The 19,056-nt window shown below is 71.9% G+C and carries 16 protein-coding genes; 3 read left to right on the top strand and 13 right to left on the bottom strand.

The window, feature by feature from the left end:
• Positions 1-8: 8 nt before the first annotated feature.
• The 6 genes from ABRQ22_RS20230 to ABRQ22_RS20205 all read right to left on the bottom strand — a co-directional run bounded on the left by ABRQ22_RS20230 (position 9) and on the right by ABRQ22_RS20205 (position 10,337).
• On the bottom strand, positions 9-2,894 hold the full coding sequence (locus ABRQ22_RS20230; RefSeq protein WP_353707981.1) for a VanW family protein: 2,886 nt from the start codon (positions 2,892-2,894) through the stop codon (positions 9-11).
• A gap of 76 nt (positions 2,895-2,970) precedes the next feature.
• Entirely contained in the window at positions 2,971-3,420 is a 450-nt protein-coding gene (locus ABRQ22_RS20225; RefSeq protein WP_353707980.1) for a hypothetical protein, read from the bottom strand.
• Positions 3,421-3,430: 10 nt separating this feature from the next.
• A complete protein-coding gene (locus tag ABRQ22_RS20220; RefSeq protein ID WP_353707979.1) occupies positions 3,431-4,468 on the bottom strand; it encodes a PIG-L family deacetylase in 1,038 nt (345 codons plus the stop codon).
• Positions 4,469-4,481: 13 nt separating this feature from the next.
• Complete coding sequence (typA, locus tag ABRQ22_RS20215) at positions 4,482-6,392, bottom strand: translational GTPase TypA (protein ID WP_253051064.1); 1,911 nt, start codon at positions 6,390-6,392, stop codon at positions 4,482-4,484.
• Positions 6,393-6,599: 207 nt separating this feature from the next.
• Positions 6,600-8,369 carry a BCCT family transporter gene (locus tag ABRQ22_RS20210; RefSeq protein WP_353707978.1) on the bottom strand — a complete coding sequence of 590 codons (1,770 nt, stop codon included), beginning with the start codon at positions 8,367-8,369 and terminating at the stop codon, positions 6,600-6,602.
• Between the two features lie 135 nt (positions 8,370-8,504).
• Positions 8,505-10,337 (bottom strand): ABC transporter ATP-binding protein, encoded by a 1,833-nt coding sequence (locus tag ABRQ22_RS20205; RefSeq protein ID WP_353707977.1) that lies wholly within the window; start codon positions 10,335-10,337, stop codon positions 8,505-8,507.
• Positions 10,338-10,402: 65 nt separating this feature from the next.
• Between ABRQ22_RS20205 and ABRQ22_RS20200 the strand changes: the two genes are divergently transcribed.
• Positions 10,403-10,981: a PH domain-containing protein gene (locus ABRQ22_RS20200; protein ID WP_253051061.1), complete on the top strand. Its 579-nt coding sequence runs from the start codon at positions 10,403-10,405 to the stop codon at positions 10,979-10,981.
• 65 nt (positions 10,982-11,046) lie between these two features.
• On the opposite strand, the gene ABRQ22_RS20195 is transcribed toward ABRQ22_RS20200, so the two are convergent.
• The 7 genes from ABRQ22_RS20195 to ABRQ22_RS20165 form a co-directional block, all read right to left on the bottom strand.
• Positions 11,047-12,084, bottom strand: a complete 1,038-nt coding sequence (locus ABRQ22_RS20195; protein ID WP_253051060.1) for an ABC transporter permease — start codon at positions 12,082-12,084, stop codon at positions 11,047-11,049.
• Positions 12,081-13,610: an ABC transporter permease gene (locus tag ABRQ22_RS20190; protein ID WP_253051059.1), complete on the bottom strand. Its 1,530-nt coding sequence runs from the start codon at positions 13,608-13,610 to the stop codon at positions 12,081-12,083. The genes ABRQ22_RS20195 and ABRQ22_RS20190 overlap by 4 nt, the downstream gene beginning before the upstream one ends.
• Before the next feature lie 246 nt (positions 13,611-13,856).
• Positions 13,857-15,710: an ABC transporter family substrate-binding protein gene (locus ABRQ22_RS20185; protein ID WP_253051058.1), complete on the bottom strand. Its 1,854-nt coding sequence runs from the start codon at positions 15,708-15,710 to the stop codon at positions 13,857-13,859.
• Between the two features lie 422 nt (positions 15,711-16,132).
• Positions 16,133-16,462, bottom strand: a complete 330-nt coding sequence (locus ABRQ22_RS20180) for a transcriptional regulator (protein WP_253051057.1) — start codon at positions 16,460-16,462, stop codon at positions 16,133-16,135.
• Positions 16,459-16,896, bottom strand: a complete 438-nt coding sequence (locus ABRQ22_RS20175; protein WP_353707976.1) for a hypothetical protein — start codon at positions 16,894-16,896, stop codon at positions 16,459-16,461. Before ABRQ22_RS20175 ends, ABRQ22_RS20180 begins: the two co-directional genes overlap by 4 nt.
• Before the next feature lie 115 nt (positions 16,897-17,011).
• Positions 17,012-17,284 carry a DUF1801 domain-containing protein gene (locus ABRQ22_RS20170; protein WP_353707975.1) on the bottom strand — a complete coding sequence of 91 codons (273 nt, stop codon included), beginning with the start codon at positions 17,282-17,284 and terminating at the stop codon, positions 17,012-17,014.
• A gap of 200 nt (positions 17,285-17,484) precedes the next feature.
• A complete protein-coding gene (locus ABRQ22_RS20165; protein ID WP_353707974.1) occupies positions 17,485-17,964 on the bottom strand; it encodes a carboxymuconolactone decarboxylase family protein in 480 nt (159 codons plus the stop codon).
• Positions 17,965-18,147: 183 nt separating this feature from the next.
• Between ABRQ22_RS20165 and ABRQ22_RS20160 the strand changes: the two genes are divergently transcribed.
• Together ABRQ22_RS20160 and ABRQ22_RS20155 are read left to right on the top strand one after the other, a co-directional pair.
• Positions 18,148-18,804, top strand: a complete 657-nt coding sequence (locus tag ABRQ22_RS20160; protein WP_353707973.1) for an MFS transporter — start codon at positions 18,148-18,150, stop codon at positions 18,802-18,804.
• Positions 18,747-19,049 carry a DUF1330 domain-containing protein gene (locus ABRQ22_RS20155; protein WP_353707972.1) on the top strand — a complete coding sequence of 101 codons (303 nt, stop codon included), beginning with the start codon at positions 18,747-18,749 and terminating at the stop codon, positions 19,047-19,049. Before ABRQ22_RS20160 ends, ABRQ22_RS20155 begins: the two co-directional genes overlap by 58 nt.
• The last annotated feature ends 7 nt before the right edge of the window (positions 19,050-19,056 follow it).

Raw genomic sequence — 19,056 nt, 5'->3', positions numbered from 1 at the left:
CGGGTCGTCTACTCGCAGACGACCGCGTTGTCCGGCTTGTACGTCCACCGGTAGGACTCGTCCTTGACGAGCTCCCCCTCGTGGTAGACCTTGCGGTAGTTCGTGATGGAGAAGCCCGGGCTGCCCGCGGGCGTCGGCGCGCAGTCCGCGCCCGAGTGCGTGACCGTCGTCGGCTGGACCACGTTCGTCTTGCCGCTCGACGACGTCTCCACGTCGTAGTACTTGGTGCTCCAGATCGCGACGTGCAGCTCGCCGCCGCCGACCCACGACTGCATGAGGACGCCGTACGGCGTGTCGTTCTTGAACTTCATGTCGATCGAGCCGACGAAGATCGTCGCCTCGCGCCCCGCGGGGTACCGGTCGAACCAGTAGCTGTGCGGCCGGTGCTCGACGTCCTCGAGCCCCGCGAAGAAGCCCGCGTTGTACGTGGTCGTCGCCATCTGGGACAGCCCGCCGCCGACGCCCTCGGTGTGCCGCCCGCTCTCGACGATGCCGGCGGCGAAGTAGCCGCCCTCGAGCGTGATCGGCGACAGCGTGTCGACGAGCGAGAACGTCTCGCCCGGCTTGACGAGGGTCCCCGTCACCTTCTCCGCCCCGCGCCGCAGGTTCGCGGTGCGGACCGGGACGTTGGGCACCGGGGTCGAGAACTCCGAGACCTTCTCCGTGATCCCGAGGGCTTCGAGCGCGGCGACCGACTGCGCCGGGTCGGACTCCACGAGCTCGACGGTCGCGGTCCGCTCGTCACCGGAGGCCGCCGTCGTGACGGCCGTCGCGATGGCCGCGGGGTCGATCGTCGTGCCCGGCTCCCCGCCCTCGATCACGGGGACGCCGTCCTGGAAGACGAAGTGGGCGTCGTCCGCGGCGGTGAGCAGGTCGTTCGTCCGGTCCACCACCGACTGGACGAGCAGAGCCCCGTCGAAGGTCAGGGTGAGCACGCCGTCGGCAGCCTGGAAGGACGCGGCGGCCGCGAGAGCCTCCGGCGGCAGCTCGGGGTTCTGGCCGCCGACGGACACGACGACGGGCGCGGAGACGACCTTCTGCGCCTGCGCGAGCGCGGCGTCGGTCTCCTCCTGCGTGATCGCGGGCTCCACGGGTTCGGTCGGCAGCGCGACCGGGCCGTCCGTGACGAGCCAGCTCCCGGTGATGACGGCCGGGACCTCGTCGGTCACGAGGGCCGAGCCGTCGGCCGCCGGGGTGCTCGTCGGCGCACCGTCCACGAACTGCACCGTGCCGTCGACCGGCTCGATCTCGAGGCTCCCCCGCAGCGCCTCGACCTGGGCGTCGAGCGCCGCCTCGTCGACCGCGAGGACCGGCGCCTCGTCCTGGCCGCCGAAGAGGTGCTGCCAGAGCCTGGCGGGGCTCATCGAGAACGCCGTGAGCTCCTCGGCGGTGGCCGCGGCGTCGAAGGTCAGCCCGGCGGCGGCCGGGTCGAGGGTCGTGCTCGCCTCGCCCGCCGTGAGCGTGACCGGCTCGGCCGCGCGCGGCCCGAGCTCGGCCTCGAGCGTGTCCTGCGCCGCCGTCCGGGTCTGTCCCCCGACGTCCACGCCGGCGACGCTCGTCCCGCTCGGGACCTTGTCCGAGAAGAACCACTGCGCACCGGTGTAGAGGCCGCCGAGGACGAGCACCCCGACGCCGGTCCACAGCAGCCCGCGCACCCAGCCGCGCCGCGGCGCCTCCTCCTCGAAGCCGTCGAAGGGCGAGGTCTCCCGCGACTCGTCGGGCGGGACGGGGCCGAAGGCGCTGCCCAGGCCCGCCGCCGGGGCGGCCGCGGGGGTCGCCGTCGGGGCCGCCGAGGCCTCCGTGGCAGCCTGCGGGGCCGGACGGACGGACGTGCGGACGACGGGGGCCGGCCGCGACCACGGGTCGACGGGCGGGATCACCTGCGTGGCGTCGGTCGCCGACGTCGGCTCCGCGGCGCCGGGTGCGGGCGAGGCGGGCGCCTGCGGCGGCACGACGGGCACGACGGCCGTCGGGTCGGCGTCGGGCTCGTCCGCCGCGGCTCGGCCCACCGCCTCCGGCGTCGCAGCGGGCGGGTCGACAGGAGCGACGGACGGGTCACCCGTCACCGCGGCGGGCTGCGCGTCGGAGCCGGGCGGGGGGACGAGCACGGCCGGGACGTCGGGGTCGAACGCGAACACGCGCGGGACGTACGGCTCGTCCTCGTCGTCGGCCTGCGCGGACGCGGCGACGCCCTCGGTCGCGGTCGGCGCATCCGGTCCCGGTGCGGAGGCGGGTGCGGGTACGTCGGCCGGCCCCTCGACCGTCGCGGCGTCGTCGGTCGTCGCGGCGTCGTCAGTCGTCGCGGCGTCGTCGGTCGTCGCGCCCGCCTCGGCGCTGCCGTCCCCGGCCGGGTCGCCCTCGGGGTCCGTGGCCACCGCCGACACGTCCTCGCCCGCGGGCGGCGCCTCGGCCGTCGGTCGCTCCGCGACCTCGGGCTCGGTCGGCTCGGCGGGCTCCGTCACGGGCGCGACAGGTCCGACGGGCTCGGCCGGTCCGACGGGATCCGTCACCGCCTCGTCGGTGCCGTGCCCGGGGGTCTCGTCCGCCACGGCGTCCGGCTCCCCGACCGGGTCGGTGGGAGTCTCCGCCGCCTGGTCCTCCGCGGCCGCCGTCACCGGCTCCGTGGGGTCCTCGACCGGGCCGGCCGGTGCCGCAGGCGCGTCGCCCCGCTCCGGCGCCGTGGACACCTCGTCCTGCGCGCCGGGCACCGCCTCGTCGACCGTCTCGGCGCCGCGGACCGCGTCGTCCTCGCGCTCCGCCACGTCGTCGAGCGTCGCGGGCGCGTCGTCACCGGTCTGACCGACGGGCGCGCGCTCCTCACCGGACGCAGCGGGCTCGGGCACGGCGTCCTGCGGGGAGTCGAGTTCGGCGTCTCGGTCGGTCGGCTGACCCATCCACTGTCTCCGTGACGAAAGGCGCGCGGTCGAGCGCGCGACGACGAGGGGTGTGCGGGGACCCGCACCGCGAATTCTAGCGGGACGCGAGGGGGTCCTCGGGTCCGTCGTGCCTGGTGGGACGCCCGTGCAGCGCCGAGCGGACGGGGCGGTCGCTGAACCACGAGCGCGGCAGGAAGGCGACCGCCGCGACCACGAGGAGACCCCCGTAGATCCACACGTACCCGACGGGCTCGCTCGGCACGAGGACGTCGCCGCCCGGCCCTTCGAGCGAGAGGAGCTGGACGACGACGACCCATCCGACGCCGTAGCCCAGCAGGCCGGCCATGCCGCCCCAGGCGCGCGCGAGGGTCCCCGCCGCGAGCACGGTCAGCAGGGCGAGGACGATGCCCAGCCCGACGCCTCCGGGGAGGTCCACGCCGAGCAGGTGCGCCCGGTGCGCGACGGTGCCGACGAGCCCGACGAGCACGCCGACGAGCGCGCTCGCCACCCCGCGGCCGATGAGCCGCCCCATACCGGTCTCCACGGGCCCCAGGCTAACGCGTGGGCTCGCGCCGGACCTGGCCGCGCGGGAGAGCGCCGCCGGAGGGAGCGTAGAACTCGTGTGAAGGAACGGGCGCCAGCACGTCGTTGCTGAGGGCGTACCAGCCCAGGACGCCCGCGGGCTCCTCCTCCGCGGTGGACCCCGCGGTCGCGGCGGCGGTCACGTGCTGCACCTGCGTCGCGTGCGCGCGCATCGCCACGAGGAGCTCGTCGAGGACGGGTGCCACGGGCACCGCCACGAGCGGGGGCAGCGAGGCGTCGGGGCGCGCGACGGGCGGCAGGGCCTCGTCCGGGCCAGGCAGGGTGAGGCCCGCGCCCACGGCGAGGAGCGCGCGGACCGCGGGCTGCGCGGCGAGCGCCCGCCGCGCCGCGCGCACCGTGCTCTCGGGGGCGACGGCGAGCCACAGCGCCGGGACGGGATCGCCGGCGGTCTCGAGCAGCTCCAGCGCCCGGACCGTCACGTCGTGCGCGCGCACGTGGTCGGGGTGCCCGTAGCCGCCGCCGGGCTCGTACGTCGCGACGACCGCGGGACGGCGGTCGCGCACGACGGCGGCCAGCCGGGCGGCCGCCTCGTCGAGCGGAACGCCGACGAACGCGCGGGGCGGGAGCTGCTCCGTGGCGACCCCGCTCGCAACACCGGGCGCGACCCACGCCATGCCGGAGTCCTCGAACCGGGGGCGGGCTCCGCCGTCGGGCACCGCACCCGCCGTCGGCGGCGCGACCGTGTCGAGGAAGACGTGGTCCGTGACGCCGAGGGCGCCGAGCGCGCGGGCGAGCTCGCCCTCGCGGTGCGCCGCGAGGGCGGGGCCGTCGCCCTCCAGGTGCCCGACGCCGGTCGGGTGCGCCGGGGTGTCGATCACCTCGCCCCGCTCGCCGCGCGTGCACGTCACCACGGTGACCGGCTGCGCGGCGCGCGCCCACGTCGCGAGGAGCGCGCCCGTGGCGAGCGTCTCGTCGTCGGGGTGGGCGTGCACGGCCAGCAGGCCGCCGTCGGGCACGACGGCGGCCTGCGGGACCGGGGGGACGGTCACCCGTGCGGCGACGTCAGGCGCGCTTGGCGCGCGAGACCGCGCGGGCGCGCTCGGTCTGGTCGAGGATCACCTTGCGGATGCGCACGACCTCGGGCGTGACCTCGACGCACTCGTCCTCGCGCGCGAACTCGAGCGACTCCTCGAGCGTGAGGTGGCGCGGGGGGACGAGGTTCTCGAAGTTGTCGGCCGTCGAGGACCGCATGTTCGTGAGCTTCTTCTCCTTGGTGATGTTCACGTCCATGTCCTCGTTGCGCGAGTTCTCGCCGACGATCATGCCCTCGTAGACCTCCTGCGTGGGGTCGACGAAGAACGAGCCGCGCTCCTGGAGGTTGATCATGGCGAACGGCGTCACCTTGCCGGCGCGGTCGGCCACGAGCGAGCCCGTCGTGCGGGTCTCGATGTGCCCGGCCCACGGCTCGTAGCCCTCGGAGATCGAGGCCGCGATGCCCGTGCCGCGCGTCTCCGTGAGGAAGCGCGTGCGGAAGCCGATGAGCCCGCGGGCCGGGACCATGAACTCCATGCGGATCCAGCCCGTGCCGTGGTTGGACATGGTCTCCATGCGGCCCTTGCGCTGCGCGAGGAGCTGCGTGACGTTGCCGAGGTACTCCTCGGGGACGTCGATCGTCATGCGCTCCATCGGCTCGTGCGTCTTGCCGTCGATCGTGCGCGTGACGACCTGCGGCTTGCCGACCGTGAGCTCGAAGCCCTCGCGGCGCATCTGCTCGACGAGGATCGCCAGCGCGAGCTCGCCGCGGCCCTGGACCTCCCACGCGTCGGGACGCTCGGTCGGCAGGACGCGCAGCGACACGTTGCCGACGAGCTCGGAGTCGAGGCGGTCCTTGACCTGGCGCGCCGTGACCTTGTGGCCCTTGCCGCCCTTGCCCGCGAGCGGCGAGGTGTTGATCCCGATGGTCATCGAGATCGCCGGGTCGTCGACCGTGATGAGCGGCAGCGGGCGCGGGTCCTCGGGGTCGGTGAGGGTCTCGCCGATCGTGATGTCCGCGATGCCCGCGACGGCGACGATGTCGCCGGGCGCGGCCGACTCGGTCGGGACGCGGTCGAGGGCCTTGGTCTCGAGGAGCTCGGTGATCTTGACGTTCTGGAGCGTGCCGTCGTGCCGGGCCCACGCGACGACCTGCCCCTTGCGGAGCTCGCCGTTGAAGATGCGCAGCAGCGCGAGGCGGCCGAGGAACGGCGACGCGTCGAGGTTCGTGACGTGCGCCTGGAGCGGCGCGCCCTCGTCGTACGTCGGCGCGGGGATCTTCTCGAGGATGGTCGTGAAGAGCGGCTCGAGGTCCTCGTTCGAGGGGAGCTGGCCGTCCACGGGCTGGTCGAGCGACGCACGGCCGGCCTTGGCCGACGCGTAGACGACCGGGACGTCCAGGATGGCGTCGAGGTCGAGGTCGGGGACCTCGTCCGCGAGGTCGGACGCGAGGCCGAGCAGCAGGTCCGTCGCCTCGGCGACGACCTCGGTGATGCGCGAGTCCGGACGGTCGACCTTGTTGACCACGATGATCACGGGGAGCTTCGCGGCGAGCGCCTTGCGCAGCACGAACCGGGTCTGCGGGAGCGGGCCCTCGCTCGCGTCGACGAGGAGGACGACGCCGTCGACCATCGACAGGCCGCGCTCGACCTCGCCGCCGAAGTCGGCGTGACCGGGGGTGTCGATGACGTTGATCGTGATGCCGTCGGGCTCCCCCACCGCGGCGGCGGCCGGGCCGGCGTAGCGGACCGCGGTGTTCTTCGCGAGGATCGTGATGCCCTTCTCGCGCTCGAGGTCACCGGAGTCCATGACGCGGTCGTCCACGTGCTGGTGCGCGGAGAAGGCGCCGGACTGGCGCAGCATCGCGTCGACGAGCGTGGTCTTGCCGTGGTCGACGTGGGCGACGATCGCCACGTTGCGCAGGTCGGAGCGCACAGACATCTACGGTTCTCATTTCGTGGGGTTCGAGGGGCGACGACGGCCGGCCACCTCTGCGCGCACGGCGCGGGAGCAGCCCGCCGCGGCATCACGGAGCACGGGCCGTCACCCGGGCACGGCTATCCTACCGGGTCGCGCTCCCCGCCACCATGACCCACGTCACCCCGGCGCCGCACCGTCGCTCCGCGACCCGTCGACCGGGCAGAGACGTCACGGCGGCGAACCCTTGCGCGGGCGCCGGGTCAGCGCGCGCCACCGCTCCGGCCGGTCGGGGTAGAGCTCCTCCCACTGCTCCGAGATGCTCTCCGAGACGCGCGTGGTCACGTGCTCCGTCAGCGCCGCGCGCGCCGCCCTCCGCTCGGCGCGCAGGATCGCGGCGTGCTCCGCGCGCAGGGCGCGGACGGTCGAGACGGCCATCCCGATCATGACGACCGAGAACGGCAGCGCGATGAGGATCGCCGCGGTCTGGAGCGCCTGCAGCCCACCGGCGAGGAGGAGCGCGATGGCCAGCAGGCCCGAGACGCCGGCCCAGAAGATGCGGCTCCACGTGGGCGGGTTCGGGTTGCCCCCGCTCGCGAGCATGTCCACGACGAGCGAGCCGGAGTCCGACGACGTCACGAAGAACACGACGATCAGGAGGATACCCACCACCGAGAGGACGTTGCCGAGAGGCAGCCCGTCGAAGAGCTGGAACAGCGTCGTGTCGGTGTCGACCTCGCCGTCGACGAGCATGCTCCCCGGCTCCGTCAGCTCGCGGTAGAGGGCCGACCCGCCGAAGACGGAGAACCACAGGGTCGTGACGACCGTCGGCACGAGGAGCGTCCCGAGGACGAACTCCCGCACGGTCCGCCCGCGCGAGATCCGGGCGATGAAGACGCCGACGAACGGCGCCCAGGAGATCCACCAGCCCCAGTAGAAGATCGTCCACGACGACTGCCACTCGAGCCCGGCCTCGCCCTGGAAGGCCGTGGTGTCGAAGGACAGCCGCACGATGTTCTGGACGTAGTAGCCGAGCGACTGGACCCACTCGCGCAGGAGGAAGAGGGTCGGCCCGAGGGCCAGCACCAGGACCAGGACGACCCCGGCCAGGACCATGTTGCCGTTGGACAGCCACTTGATCCCCTTGCCCAGCCCCGACACGACCGAGATCGTCGCGAGCGCGGAGATCGCCGCGATGAGCCCGATCTCGAGCGCCGTGCTCGGCTGCACCACGTCGAGGTAGCCGAGCCCGGCCGCGATCTGGAGGACGCCGAAGCCCAGCGACGTCGCCACGCCGAAGACCGTGCCGATGATCGCGACGACGTCGATGACGTCCCCGAGCCGGCCACGGACCCGGTCGCCGAACAGCGGCTCGAGGGCCCACCGGATCGACACCGGCCGCCCCTTGCGGTGGATCGCGTACGCGAGCGCGAGGCCCGCGACGACGTAGATCGCCCACGCGTGGACGCCCCAGTGGAGGTAGCTCTGCCCCATGGCGGCCTGGGCAAGGGCCGGGTCGCTCCCCTCGACGCCCGGCTTGGGGCTCACGTAGTGCGACAGGGGCTCCGCCACCCCCCAGTACACGAGCCCGATCCCCATGCCCGTCGCGAAGAGCATCGCGAACCAGACGGGCAGCCGGAACAGGGGCTCGTCCTCGTCCTTGCCGAGCACGATGTCGCCGAAGCGGCTCATGCCCATCCAGAGCGAGAACACGACGAACCCGGCGACGACGATCACGTAGTACCAGCCGAAGACGCCGATGACGTCGCGCTGGAGCGTGTTCATGAGCGCCGTCACCGTGTCGGTGAACAGGATGGTCGCCAGCACGAACAGCAGGATGAGGCCGGCCGCCGGGTAGAAGACCCGGGGGTCCGGACGTCCGGTCCGCGGGCTGTCGAGGTCGTCGGCGGCCGTGGCCCCGCGGGCGGGGGCGCCCGCGTCACCCGGCCCGGGCCGGTCCGCGCTCGGCGTCCCGGGGACGTCGTCCTCCGCTGGTGTCATGCGTCCCAGGCTTGCCGCGCACCCCGCGCCCGGCAACCGGAACGCCCCGGCGTGGGCCACGAACGTGGCCGCGCCGGGGCGTCGGTGTCGTCGGTCGCGCGGCGTCCGCCGCGCGACCGGAGGCGGGTCGCGCCGTCAGAAACCCGCGCCCGCCGTGGGGGGTGCGCTGCGCTCGTGGTCGATGTCGTCGCGCGCCTCGGCGAGCGAGCGCTCCTCGTCCACCAGCGACGACAGCTCGTCGTTCGCGATGTCGCGCGCCGCGGCCTCGAGCAGCGCGTCCCGGGCCGCACGGCGCTCGCGCTGCGCCGCCGGGTCCGGCACGGGCACCGCGGCGAGGAGCCGCTGCGTGTACGGGTGCTCCGGGGCGTGCACGATCTGCGACGTCTCGCCCACCTCGACGAGCTTGCCCTTGTGCATGACGGCGATGCGGTCGGACAGGAGCTCGACGACCGCGAGGTCGTGCGAGATGAACAGGCACGCGAAGCCGTGCTCGCGCTGCAGGTCCGTGAACAGGTCGAGGACCTTGGCCTGCACCGACACGTCGAGCGCCGACGTCGGCTCGTCCGCCACCAGCAGCTTGGGCTCGAGCGAGAGCGCGCGCGCGATGCCGACGCGCTGGCGCTGACCGCCCGAGAGCTCGTGCGGGTAGCGGTTGCGCATCGCGCGCGGGAGCTCGACCTGGTCGAGCAGGCGCTCGACCTCGCGGCTGAGCTCCTTGCCCTTCACCCCGCGGTGGAGCATGAGCGGCTCGCCGATCGACTCGCCGATCGGCAGACGCGGGTTGAGCGACGAACCCGGGTCCTGGAAGACGATGCCCACCTCGGTGCGCAGCGGCTTGAGGTCCTTGGGCTTGGCGCCGACCATGTCCCTGCCGACGATCCGGAGCGACCCGCCCGTGACGGGCAGGAGTCCCACGGCCGCACGGCCGATCGTCGTCTTGCCCGAGCCCGACTCGCCGACCAGCCCGACGACCTCGCCCTGGTGGATCTGCACCGAGACCTCGTCGACGGCGCGGAACGCCGCCTGGCGGCGACGCCCCGGGTACTCGATGACCATGTCCTGCGCGTCGAGGACGAGCGCGCGGTCCTGCGTCGCCGCACCGGACGGCGCGCGGTCCGTGACCGTGGTCGTGTCGCGCTTCGAGCCGAGGTGCGGGACCGCCTCGAGGAGACGCACCGTGTAGGGGTGCTGCGGGCTGCCGAAGATCTCCGCCGACGTCCCGCGCTCGACGACCTGGCCGTCCTTCATCACCATGATCGAGTCGGCCATGTCCGCGACCACGCCCATGTCGTGCGTGATGAGGATGATCGCCGCGTCGACGCGGTAGCGCAGGTCGCGCAGGAGCTTGAGGATCTCGGCCTGGACCGTGACGTCGAGCGCCGTGGTCGGCTCGTCGGCGACGAGCAGCTTGGGGTCGCACGCGAGCGCCTGGGCGATCATCGCGCGCTGGCGCTGGCCGCCGGAGAGCTGGTGCGGGTAGGCGTCGAAGCGACGCTCGGGCTCCGGGATCTCCACGAGCCGCAAGAGCTCGATCGCACGCTTCTTCGCGTCGGCCGGGCCGACGTTGAAGTGCGTCCGGATGGTCTCGACGATCTGGAAGCCCACCGTGTACACGGGGTTCAGCGCCGTCATCGGCTCCTGGAAGATCATGGAGATCTCCTTGCCGCGGACGTGCCGCAGCGAGCCGTGCGACATGCCGATGAGCTCGCGGTCGCCGAGCTTGGCGGAACCGCGCGCGCGACCGTTCGGCGGGAGCAGGCCCAGCAGCGCGAGCGACGACTGGGACTTGCCCGAGCCGGACTCGCCGACGATCGCGAGGACCTCACCGGAGTGGAGGTCGTAGCTCACGTCCGTGGCCGCGGGGTACCAGGCCTTGTCGACGTAGAAGTCCACGCCGAGGTTGCGCACGGTCAGCACGGGGCTGCCCTGGCGCGCGGCCGGGGCCGCGGGAGACGTCTCGATGGCCACGCTGATCAGTGTCCTTCCTGCTGGAGCCGGCGCTCGTGGCGCCGCGACTCTGCGAGCATGGGCGCATGGGTCCCACGCTGGTCTTCCGTTCGACGTACGGCCGAGTCCTCACGGTGGCGACGGGCGCCGTCGCCGTCGCGCTGGGCGTGAGCACGGCCCTGACGGGGGACGTCGGCGCGGTCGTGGGAGCTCTCGTGCCCGCCGCGCTCGTGACGTACCTCGTCTGGATGCTGTTCTGGCGTCCCGCCGTCGAGGTGTCCGACGGCGGGGTCGAGGTCCGCAACGTCACCCGCACCGTCCACGTGCCGTGGACCGCGTACGAGGGCGTCGAGACCCGCTACTCGCTCGAGGTGCGCTACACCGGCGGTCGCGTGACCGCCTGGGCGGCGCCCCGCTCGAGCGGGTCGGCCCGCTGGCTGCGCAGCTCTCGGAGGCACCCCGTGGACCGCGAGCGTGTGGTCACCGGCGCGAACGCCGAGACCGTCGCCGAGGCCGTGACGCAGCGGCACGGCCTGCTCGTGGCCGCCGGCCACCTCGACCGTGCGGTGCCGGGCGCACCCGGCGCGCGCACGATGTGGCACGTCGTGCAGCTCGCCGTTCTGTGCGCGCTCGTCGCGGGGACGGTCGTGGTGCTCACCGCCTGACCGCGGCGCGCCGCCCTGCCCGAGAGGTCCACGACCTCTCGGGCGGGCGGCGACGACGGCGGTCATCAGCTCGCCCCGGCCTCACCGGTCGCGCCCGGCGTGGCGGTGGCGGTCGGACGTGCGACGCGCTGCGCACGGGCCATCTTGCGCTCCGACGGGATGCGCTTCTGGCGCGGGTCGAACGCGTCGCGCAGGCCGTCGCCGATGAAGTTGACGCACAGCGCGATCGCGACGATGAACAGGCCCGGCCACCAGAACAGCCACGGTCGCGTCGCGAACGCCTCCTGGTAGTCGCTGATGAGCTTGCCGAGCGAGGTCGCCGGGTTCTGGATGCCGACGCCCAGGTAGCTGAGCGCCGTCTCCAGGAGGATCGCCGAGCTCATGAGCAGCGTCACGTTGACGATGATCACGCCGACGGCGTTGGGCAGCATGTGCTTGAAGATGATCCGGCTGCTGCTCGCCCCCGCGACGCGCGCGGCGTCGACGAACTCGCGCTCGCGCAGCGAGAGGAACTCGCCGCGCACCAGACGCGCGAGCGGCGGCCACAGCACCAGACCGAGGAACGCACCCAGGATGAGCGGGTTGCTCCCCCCGGAGAGCAGGGCGAGCACCGCGCCGATGACGATGACCGGCATCGTGATGATGAGGTCGGTGAACCGCATGAGCCAGGAGTCCACGCGGCCGCGGAAGAACCCGGAGAGCGCCCCGAAGAGGATGCCCGCCACGGTCGAGATGACGCCGACGGAGAGCACCACGAGGAGCGACGTCTGGGTACCCAGCATGACGCGCGCGAACACGTCGCGGCCCGCCTCGTCCTGGCCGAAGATGTGCTCGGCCGACGGCGCACCGCCGTTGACGAGCGGGTACGTCGAGCCCTGGCCGGTCGCCTTGTAGGCGTACCAGCCGTTCCAGCCCGCGACGCCGATCGACGTCACCGCGAGCAGCACGATGCCGACGAGGACGACGAGCGCGACGACCGCGCCCTTGTGGTGGAAGAAGCGCCGCCGGACGATCTGGCCCTGCGACAGGCCCTCCACCTCGAGCAGCTCGATCTGGTTCTCGAGCGCGCCGCTCTGCGACGCGTCGTTCGGTGTGTTGCTCATGCGTTCACCCGGATCCGCGGGTCGAGGGCTGCGTAGATGAGGTCAGCCACGATGTTGGCGATGATGGCGAGGGCCGCGACGATGACGAGATAGGCCATGACGGGATCGATCTCGCCTCGTTGCAGCGAGTTCAGGAAGAGCAGGCCCATGCCGGGCCGGCCGAAGACCTTCTCGGTGATGATCGCGCCGCCCAGCAGCGTGATGACGTCGATCGGGACGATCGTCGCGAGCGGGATGAGCGTGTTGCGGAACCCGTGCCGCATGACGACGGTCCGCTCGGGCAGGCCCTTGGCGCGCGCCGTGCGGATGTAGTCCTGGCTCATCACCTCGAGCATGCTCGCGCGCGAGTACCGCGTGTAGCCGGCGAACTGGATGAGCACGAGCGCGATCGTCGGGAGCAGCAGGTGCGTGTACTGGTCCAGGACCTGCACCCAGAAGTTGCCGCCGAGGTTCGGCGTGCTGTTGCCGATCGTCGGGATGGGACGGCCGTTGATCGCCGGGGCGGCGAAGTAGGCGGGCCACACGGACATCACCTTGTCGACGAAGATCATCGACCCCACGAGGAACGCCGTGATCGCCGCAGCACGCGCCGACACGCCCTTGTCCGGGCCGCCCCACGCGAACCCGATCCCGATGCCGACGGCGACCGTGACGACGGCGAGGACGAGGACGAGCCACCAGTTGTCGACCTGGCGGAGCACGGACTGGATCGGGAAGTAGACGACGACCCCGACGACGACCGTGGTGAGAGCGGCGTAGAGCGCGCGACGGTTCTGCAGGCCCGAGACGAGCGCGGTGATCGCGAACGCGAGGGCGGTGCCGGTGACGACGATGATCACGGGACCGAGGTTCGGCTCGGCCCACCAGCCCGAGAGCTGGAGGTAGAGCAGCGCGAGCGCGCTCGCGGCGAAGCCCATGCCGAAGACCGTCGCACGGCGTCGTGCGGTCCCCCCGAACGCGAGCGACCACAGCAGACCGATGATCACGCCGACCACGGCGATCGCGAGGATCGAGAGGTTGGGGTCCCGGAGGAAGTCGTTGAAGCCGATCGCGCCCCACTGCTTGAGCAGGACGGCGACCCAGAAGGCCGGGAGCGAGTACAGGACGAACGAGACGAAGATCGTCAGGTAGTCGAAGGTGCTGTACTGACGCAGCGCGCTGACGATGCCGACCATGACGCCGAAGACGACCGCGAGCACCGTTGCTGCGGCGACGAGCTGGATGGTCGAGATCACGGCGCCCTGGAGCAGGGCCGTGACCTGCTGGCCGGAGCGCCACGCGACGCCGAGATCCCCCTGCACGAAGTCGCCGAGCCACTTGAAGTAGCGGATGACGACGTTCGTGTGCAGGTCGAGGTCGATCGTGCGCTGTTCGATCAGCTGCGCCTTGTTGGGGTTGGTGCTGCCCTCGAGATCCATGAAGATGTACGGCCGGATCGCGGCGCTGACGAGCAGGAACATCGCGAACGTGGACACGAGGAGGGTCGCCAACCCTGCCAGCACACGCCGCGAGATGAAGGAGAACATCGGAGGTCTTACCTCGCTGGTCGGTAGGGACCCCGGGTCTGGGGCCGGTCGATTCTACGCGTGGGTCTCGCGTGATCGTGAACCGAGGGGCACGGGACGCCGCGGTGTCAGGACGTCGGGGACGGGAGCACGCGAGGACCGGGGGCCTCGACGGGCGGGCCGTCGAGACCCCCGGTCTCTCACGTCCGGACGGGCCCGCCGTCGTCCTCGCGGACGACGACGGGCCACGTCAGGCGGTCAGGGCTGTCAGCCCTCGAACGACCAGTTCCAGAAGCCGTGGAAGATGGTCGGGCTGATCGTGATCGGCTCGACACCCTTCAGGCCGTCGTTCCAGCCCTGGATGGCCGGGAACTGGAAGATCGTCACACCGAAGGCGTCCGCCCACAGGTTCTTCTCGACCTCGAGCTGGAGCTGGAACTGCTCCTCGGGGTCGGTCGAGACCTGGAGCTTGTCCAGCGCGGCGTCCACGGCCGGGTTGTTGTACTGGCCGTAGTTGTTGATGCCCGGCGTCGGCGACCAGCGGAAGTTGGCGTCCGACTCGGTGACGGCGGTCGAGGTCGACTGCCAGCCGAAGAGCGAGGCGTCGTACTGGTCCTGGCCAGACTGGAGCAGCGTGCCCCACTCAGCGGCCGGGCGGCCCGTGTCGACGATCGTGAACCCGGCCTGGGTGGCGGTGTCCGTGATGAGCGCGAGCTCGTTCACACGGCGCGTGTTCTCGTTGTTGTAGGCGAAGCGCACGTTGATCGGCGTCGCGACGCCCGCGTCGGCGAGCAGCTGCTGCGCCTTGGCGATGTCACCCTCGTTCGGGTACTCCGCCGAGCCGTTCTCCGCGACCATCTGGTCGTAGTTCGGCGAGCCGGGGATGAGGATGTTCGAGTTGCGCACCTCGGCGTCCGGGTTGAGCGGCTTGATGAGGTTGTCGACGATCGTCTGGCGCGGGATCGTCAGCAGGAACGCCTGGCGGACGGCCTTGGCCTTCTCCGCGTCGCCACCGTAGGTCGCCGGGTCGAACGGACCGCCGTTCTGGAAGACCAGGTCGACGTGCTCGTACGTGCCCTCGATGCCCGAGCGGGTCTCGATGCCGTCGAGCGCCTCGAGCGCCGTGCGGACGTCGGCGGACGCCTGCGGGCCGATGAGGTCGACCTCACCGTTCTGCAGCGCCTGGACCTGGGCCATCGGGTCGTCGATGTAGCGGACCGTGACCGTGTCGATCGAGGCCTTGTTCTGGCCCGCGAAGTCGGGGTTCGCCTTGAGCGTGAGGAACTGGTTCTCCTCGTACGCGTCGAGCGTGTACGGGCCCGTCGAGACCGTCAGCGCCGGGTCGTCCGGCATCTTGACGAACTCGAAGCCCGAGTTCCAGAACGCCGAGATCTTCGACAGCGCGGCGACGTCGTTGTTGACGATGGCGTCGCGGACGGCGTCCTTGGCCTCCTGCGCGTCCTCGATGCCGAGGGCCTTCTGGCCGACGACGTGCGCGGGGACGAACTGGTTGGTGAAGTTCAGCTCCCAGTCACCGAACGGCTTCGAGTAGACCATCGTGATGGTCTTGCCGTCGTCGCTGATCGTCGGGGTGTCCTGGATGAGCGCCACGCCCGGCGAGCTGCCGTCGAAGTAGACACCGGCGTCCACCGCGTCCTGGTTGGTGACGTTGCCCTCTTCGTCGGTCTCCGCCTGGACCGTGTTGAGGTTGGTCCCGGAACCGGCCCACTCGAGGAGGATGTCGGTCGCGTCGAACGGGGTGCCGTCAGACCACTTCGTGTCGTCCCCGACGGTGTACTCGATCGTCAGCGGGTCGTCGGACACCTTCTTGTACGTGCCGAACGACTCGTCCTGGACGAGGTTCAGGTCGGCGTCGTAGTAGTTGAAGCCCGCGTTGAGCATGTAGTTGATGACCGCGTTCTGCGTCGCGTTGCCGTTCGCGGAGCTCAGGTTGAGCTCGTTGAGGGGCGCCTCCCACGCGACGGTGACGGCGGACTCGGTGTTGATGCCGGAGTCGTCGGTCTCGGTGTTGCCGTCACCCGACGTGCCGCTGCACGCCGAGAACAGCAGTGCCCCGGTGACCGTCACCGCAAGGGCGGCACTCGTGCGCCTGATCTTCAATGTTCCTCCTCCAAGGGATGGTGGGCGCGGACGGACGGGCGTCGTTCGCCCCCCGGCCGCCCCGTCTCCCGCGCGCCCGGTTGGTGTCGGTGCGCGTGGACGGGAATGCCCACCACGGTTTGAGGCAACGCTACCCAGCAAGTTGCGACGCTTCTCCCCCTTGCCCGGTTGCTGCGGTCGATCGTTATCGAGTTGATACTGGCTGGTACGGGCGCGTCGCCACCCCGAGACGGCAGAGAAACACGCGTGAAACGCGCCGCCGAGCGAGGCGACGACGCCCGCCGCGTCTCACGATGCGGCGGGCGTTCACCGGTCTTCGGATCGGCCGGAGCGCATCGCCCGCAGCGCCGCGCACGACGGACCGCCGCGCTGGGCGACGACGGGGCGCTCCGCGGTCCGGGGCACGACAGGCATGCGCCGCCTCACGCCGGGGAACGAGGAAGCGGGTCCGAGGGGTCGGACGCGTCGACGATCTCGCGCAGCGCCACGACGTACGCGTCGAACGCGGCCCGGCCCTCCGACGAGAGGGAGTACCACGTGCGGGGCCGACGTCCGGCATAGCCCTTCGTGACCTCGATGTAGCCGGCCGACTCCAGCGCGGCGAGGTGCTTGGACAGCAGGGAGTCGCTGACCTCCAGCGTGTCCCGGAGCAGCCCGAAGTGGACGGCGTCCGCGGCGCGGAGCGCGGCCATGACCGAGAGCCGGACCGGCGAGTGGATGAGGTCGTCGAGGCGATGACGCGGGTGCGTCACGCTCGGCTCACCCGCCGTGCGAGTTCGAGGAAGGGCAGGCCGGGCAGCAGACCGACGAGCAGGACCCATCCGGAGAAGCCCTCGGGGAGGACCAGCCGGATCACGAGCAGCGCGACGACGAGGAGCAGGGCGCCGAGGAAGAGCACGCGCTGCGTCGCCGCCGTGGCGGCGGCCGGGACGGTCCGTCCGCACCACGCGAGGAGGGCGAGGGTCGCGCCGACGACGACGAGGCCGGGGACGATCACCTCGGCCAGACGCTCCGGCCACGACGCCAGCGCGACGGTGAACGCGGTCAGGGTGGTCGCCATGACGAGCGCGCCGACGACGTACCACCGCCGGCGCGAGCGGATCCGGCGACCGACCTGGTCGGCCGCGGCGAGGGCCTCCGCCGCTGTCGACGGCCACGAACCGCTGGTGTCCTCCGGTGTCGACACGATGCCTCCAGCTCGGGAACGGGTGTCTGCACGAGACGAGCTCATGCTTGCCATGGAATCATGTACTCAACGATCATTCAAGTACTTCACCAGAGGTGTGCCCTGAGGCTCTGGATCACCCTCGCCGGTTCTCGGCGACCGCGCGGCGCACGAGCTCGCGGAGCGCGTCGTCGTCGATCTCCGCGTCCTCGACGAGGTCGATCGCCCGGACCGTGGCGCCGTCCAGCCGGGCGTTGAAGAGGCGAGCCGGGTCGTCCAGCCGGGCCCCCGCGGGAAAGGTCAGCCGCACGGCTCGCTTCAGGAGGTCCGCCATGCAGACGTTCCCCTGGCACACCCGCGTGGGGACGCCCTCCGGCTTCGAGGGCTTGCGCCACTTGATCTCCTCCACGATCCCGGGTCGGCGTCGAGGATCACCCGACGGACACGCGCGAGCGTCTCCGCACGCCACCCGCCGGCGTGGGCGACGATCGCATCGATCTCCTTCCCTGCGGACGCCTCGTCGCCGTTCACGGATCTCTGGTCTCGCACAGCTGCCATCGTCGTGCCTCTCGAGTGTCGGGGCAGGTCGTCTGATCGGGTCGGGAGCGCTCAGCCCCAGGAAGCGCCGGCGAGCTGACGCGTCGTGGCGTTGAGCCGGTTGAACAGGTTGGTCGTCGCGACGTAGAGGACCAGGGCCGCCAGCTGGCGCTCGTCGAAGAAGCTCGCCGCCTCGTCCCACACGTCGTCCGGGACGGGGTCCGGGCGGTCGGCCAGCCGGGTGACGCTCTCCGCCAGCGCGAGCGCGGCGCGCTCCTCGTCGGTGAAGTACGGCGTCTCGCGCCACGCGACCACCGCGTGGAGGCGCTCGTCGGTCTCGCCCGCCTGCTTCGCCGACCGCACGCCCGAGTCGACGCAGACGCTGCAACCGTTGATCTGACTGACCCGGAGGTGCACCAGCTCGAGCGTCGAGTGCGGCAGGTCCGTCTGGCGGGCTGCCTTCATGAGCGCGAAGATCGCACCCGAGGCGCCGTCGAGGAGCGTGGCCGGGTTCGACATCCGGGGTGTCGCGAGGGGGGTCGTCGAGGTCATCTCAGTTCTCCTTGCCTGGTGGCTGCTCGGTACGTCTCGAGCCTCGCAGCCGGCCCGACCTCGAACAACGACGGGTCGAGCAACGTCCCCTGCGTCCTGGGTTAACGATCGGAAGGACGGCGCAGCCTCGGGCAGCCTGCGGTCGCGGGGGCGAACCTGGCCATGTTCGTCGGCGGAGTCGGCATGCACCTCCTGCTCACCCTCGTCGCCCGGTACGCGCAGACGCCGCCCGGTGCCGGCTACGGCTTCGCGCTGACGCCCTTCGTCGCCGGGATGGTCGTCGTCCCGTTCTCGGCACTGGGGTTCGTCGCGGGCAAGGTCACCCCCCGGCTCCGGAGGCGGGTCGCCGACCCCGTTCTCCTGGCCGGCAGCGCCCTCGTCGTCTGCGGCGGGTTCGCCCTGTTCGGGGCCGCCCGGTCGGACCCGGCCGAGCTGTTCGCAGCCATGGGGGTGCTCGGCCTCGGCGTCGGCGGATTCTCGGCCGCGATGCCGGGCGTCATCCTGGCTGTCACGCCTCGCAGCGAGACGTCCAGCGCCATGAGCGTCAACTACGTCGTCCGCAGCATCGGATACTCCCTGGGCAGCGCCCTCGGCGGCCTGGTCCTCAGCGTGGGCACCGACCCCGGCGCTCTCGTCCCCGAGGAGAACGCCTACACCACCGCGGCACTGGTCGGCATCGGCATCATGGTGGTCACCACGCTGACCTGCCTCGCTCTCGCACGCCGACGCCCGTCCGCACCTGCTCGTCTGCCAGATCCACCTCTCTCCACACCGGAGCGTCCATGCCCAAGGGTTACTGGGTCAGCGTCTACCGCGCCATCTCCGACCGTGAACGGCTGACTCGCTACAACGGGCTGGCTGGTCTGGCCGTCCGGGCCGGAGGCGGGCGCGTCCTGTCGAACTTCGGTCGAGTCGTCGCCCACGAGGCCGGAATCGCCGAACGCGTCGTCCTGATCGAGTTCGACAGCTTCGGACAGGCGACCCGCGGCCTACGAGAGCGAGACGTACCAGGACGCGCTGGCGGCCCTCCCTCCAGGCTTCCAGCGCGACTTCCGTATCGTCGAAGGCATCGGCTGACCGGGTGAGCCGACG

This window comes from Cellulosimicrobium sp. ES-005, assembly GCF_040448685.1.
GTDB lineage: Bacteria > Actinomycetota > Actinomycetes > Actinomycetales > Cellulomonadaceae > Cellulosimicrobium > Cellulosimicrobium cellulans_G.
Note: the sequence above shows the minus strand (reverse complement) of the source record. Positions and strands in the feature narration are given on the sequence as shown.

Bases quoted from the DNA above. Each gene is read 5' to 3' on its own strand.
- ABRQ22_RS20230 (WP_353707981.1), bottom strand. From the start codon at position 2,894: ATGGGTCAGCCGACCGACCGAGACGCCGAACTCGACTCCCCGCAGGAC.
- typA (WP_253051064.1), bottom strand. From the start codon at position 6,392: ATGTCTGTGCGCTCCGACCTGCGCAACGTGGCGATCGTCGCCCACGTC.
- ABRQ22_RS20210 (WP_353707978.1), bottom strand. From the start codon at position 8,369: ATGACACCAGCGGAGGACGACGTCCCCGGGACGCCGAGCGCGGACCGG.
- ABRQ22_RS20200 (WP_253051061.1), top strand. From the start codon at position 10,403: ATGGGTCCCACGCTGGTCTTCCGTTCGACGTACGGCCGAGTCCTCACG.
- ABRQ22_RS20195 (WP_253051060.1), bottom strand. From the start codon at position 12,084: ATGAGCAACACACCGAACGACGCGTCGCAGAGCGGCGCGCTCGAGAAC.
- ABRQ22_RS20190 (WP_253051059.1), bottom strand. From the start codon at position 13,610: ATGTTCTCCTTCATCTCGCGGCGTGTGCTGGCAGGGTTGGCGACCCTC.
- ABRQ22_RS20165 (WP_353707974.1), bottom strand. From the start codon at position 17,964: ATGACCTCGACGACCCCCCTCGCGACACCCCGGATGTCGAACCCGGCC.
- ABRQ22_RS20160 (WP_353707973.1), top strand. From the start codon at position 18,148: ATGCACCTCCTGCTCACCCTCGTCGCCCGGTACGCGCAGACGCCGCCC.
- ABRQ22_RS20155 (WP_353707972.1), top strand. From the start codon at position 18,747: ATGCCCAAGGGTTACTGGGTCAGCGTCTACCGCGCCATCTCCGACCGT.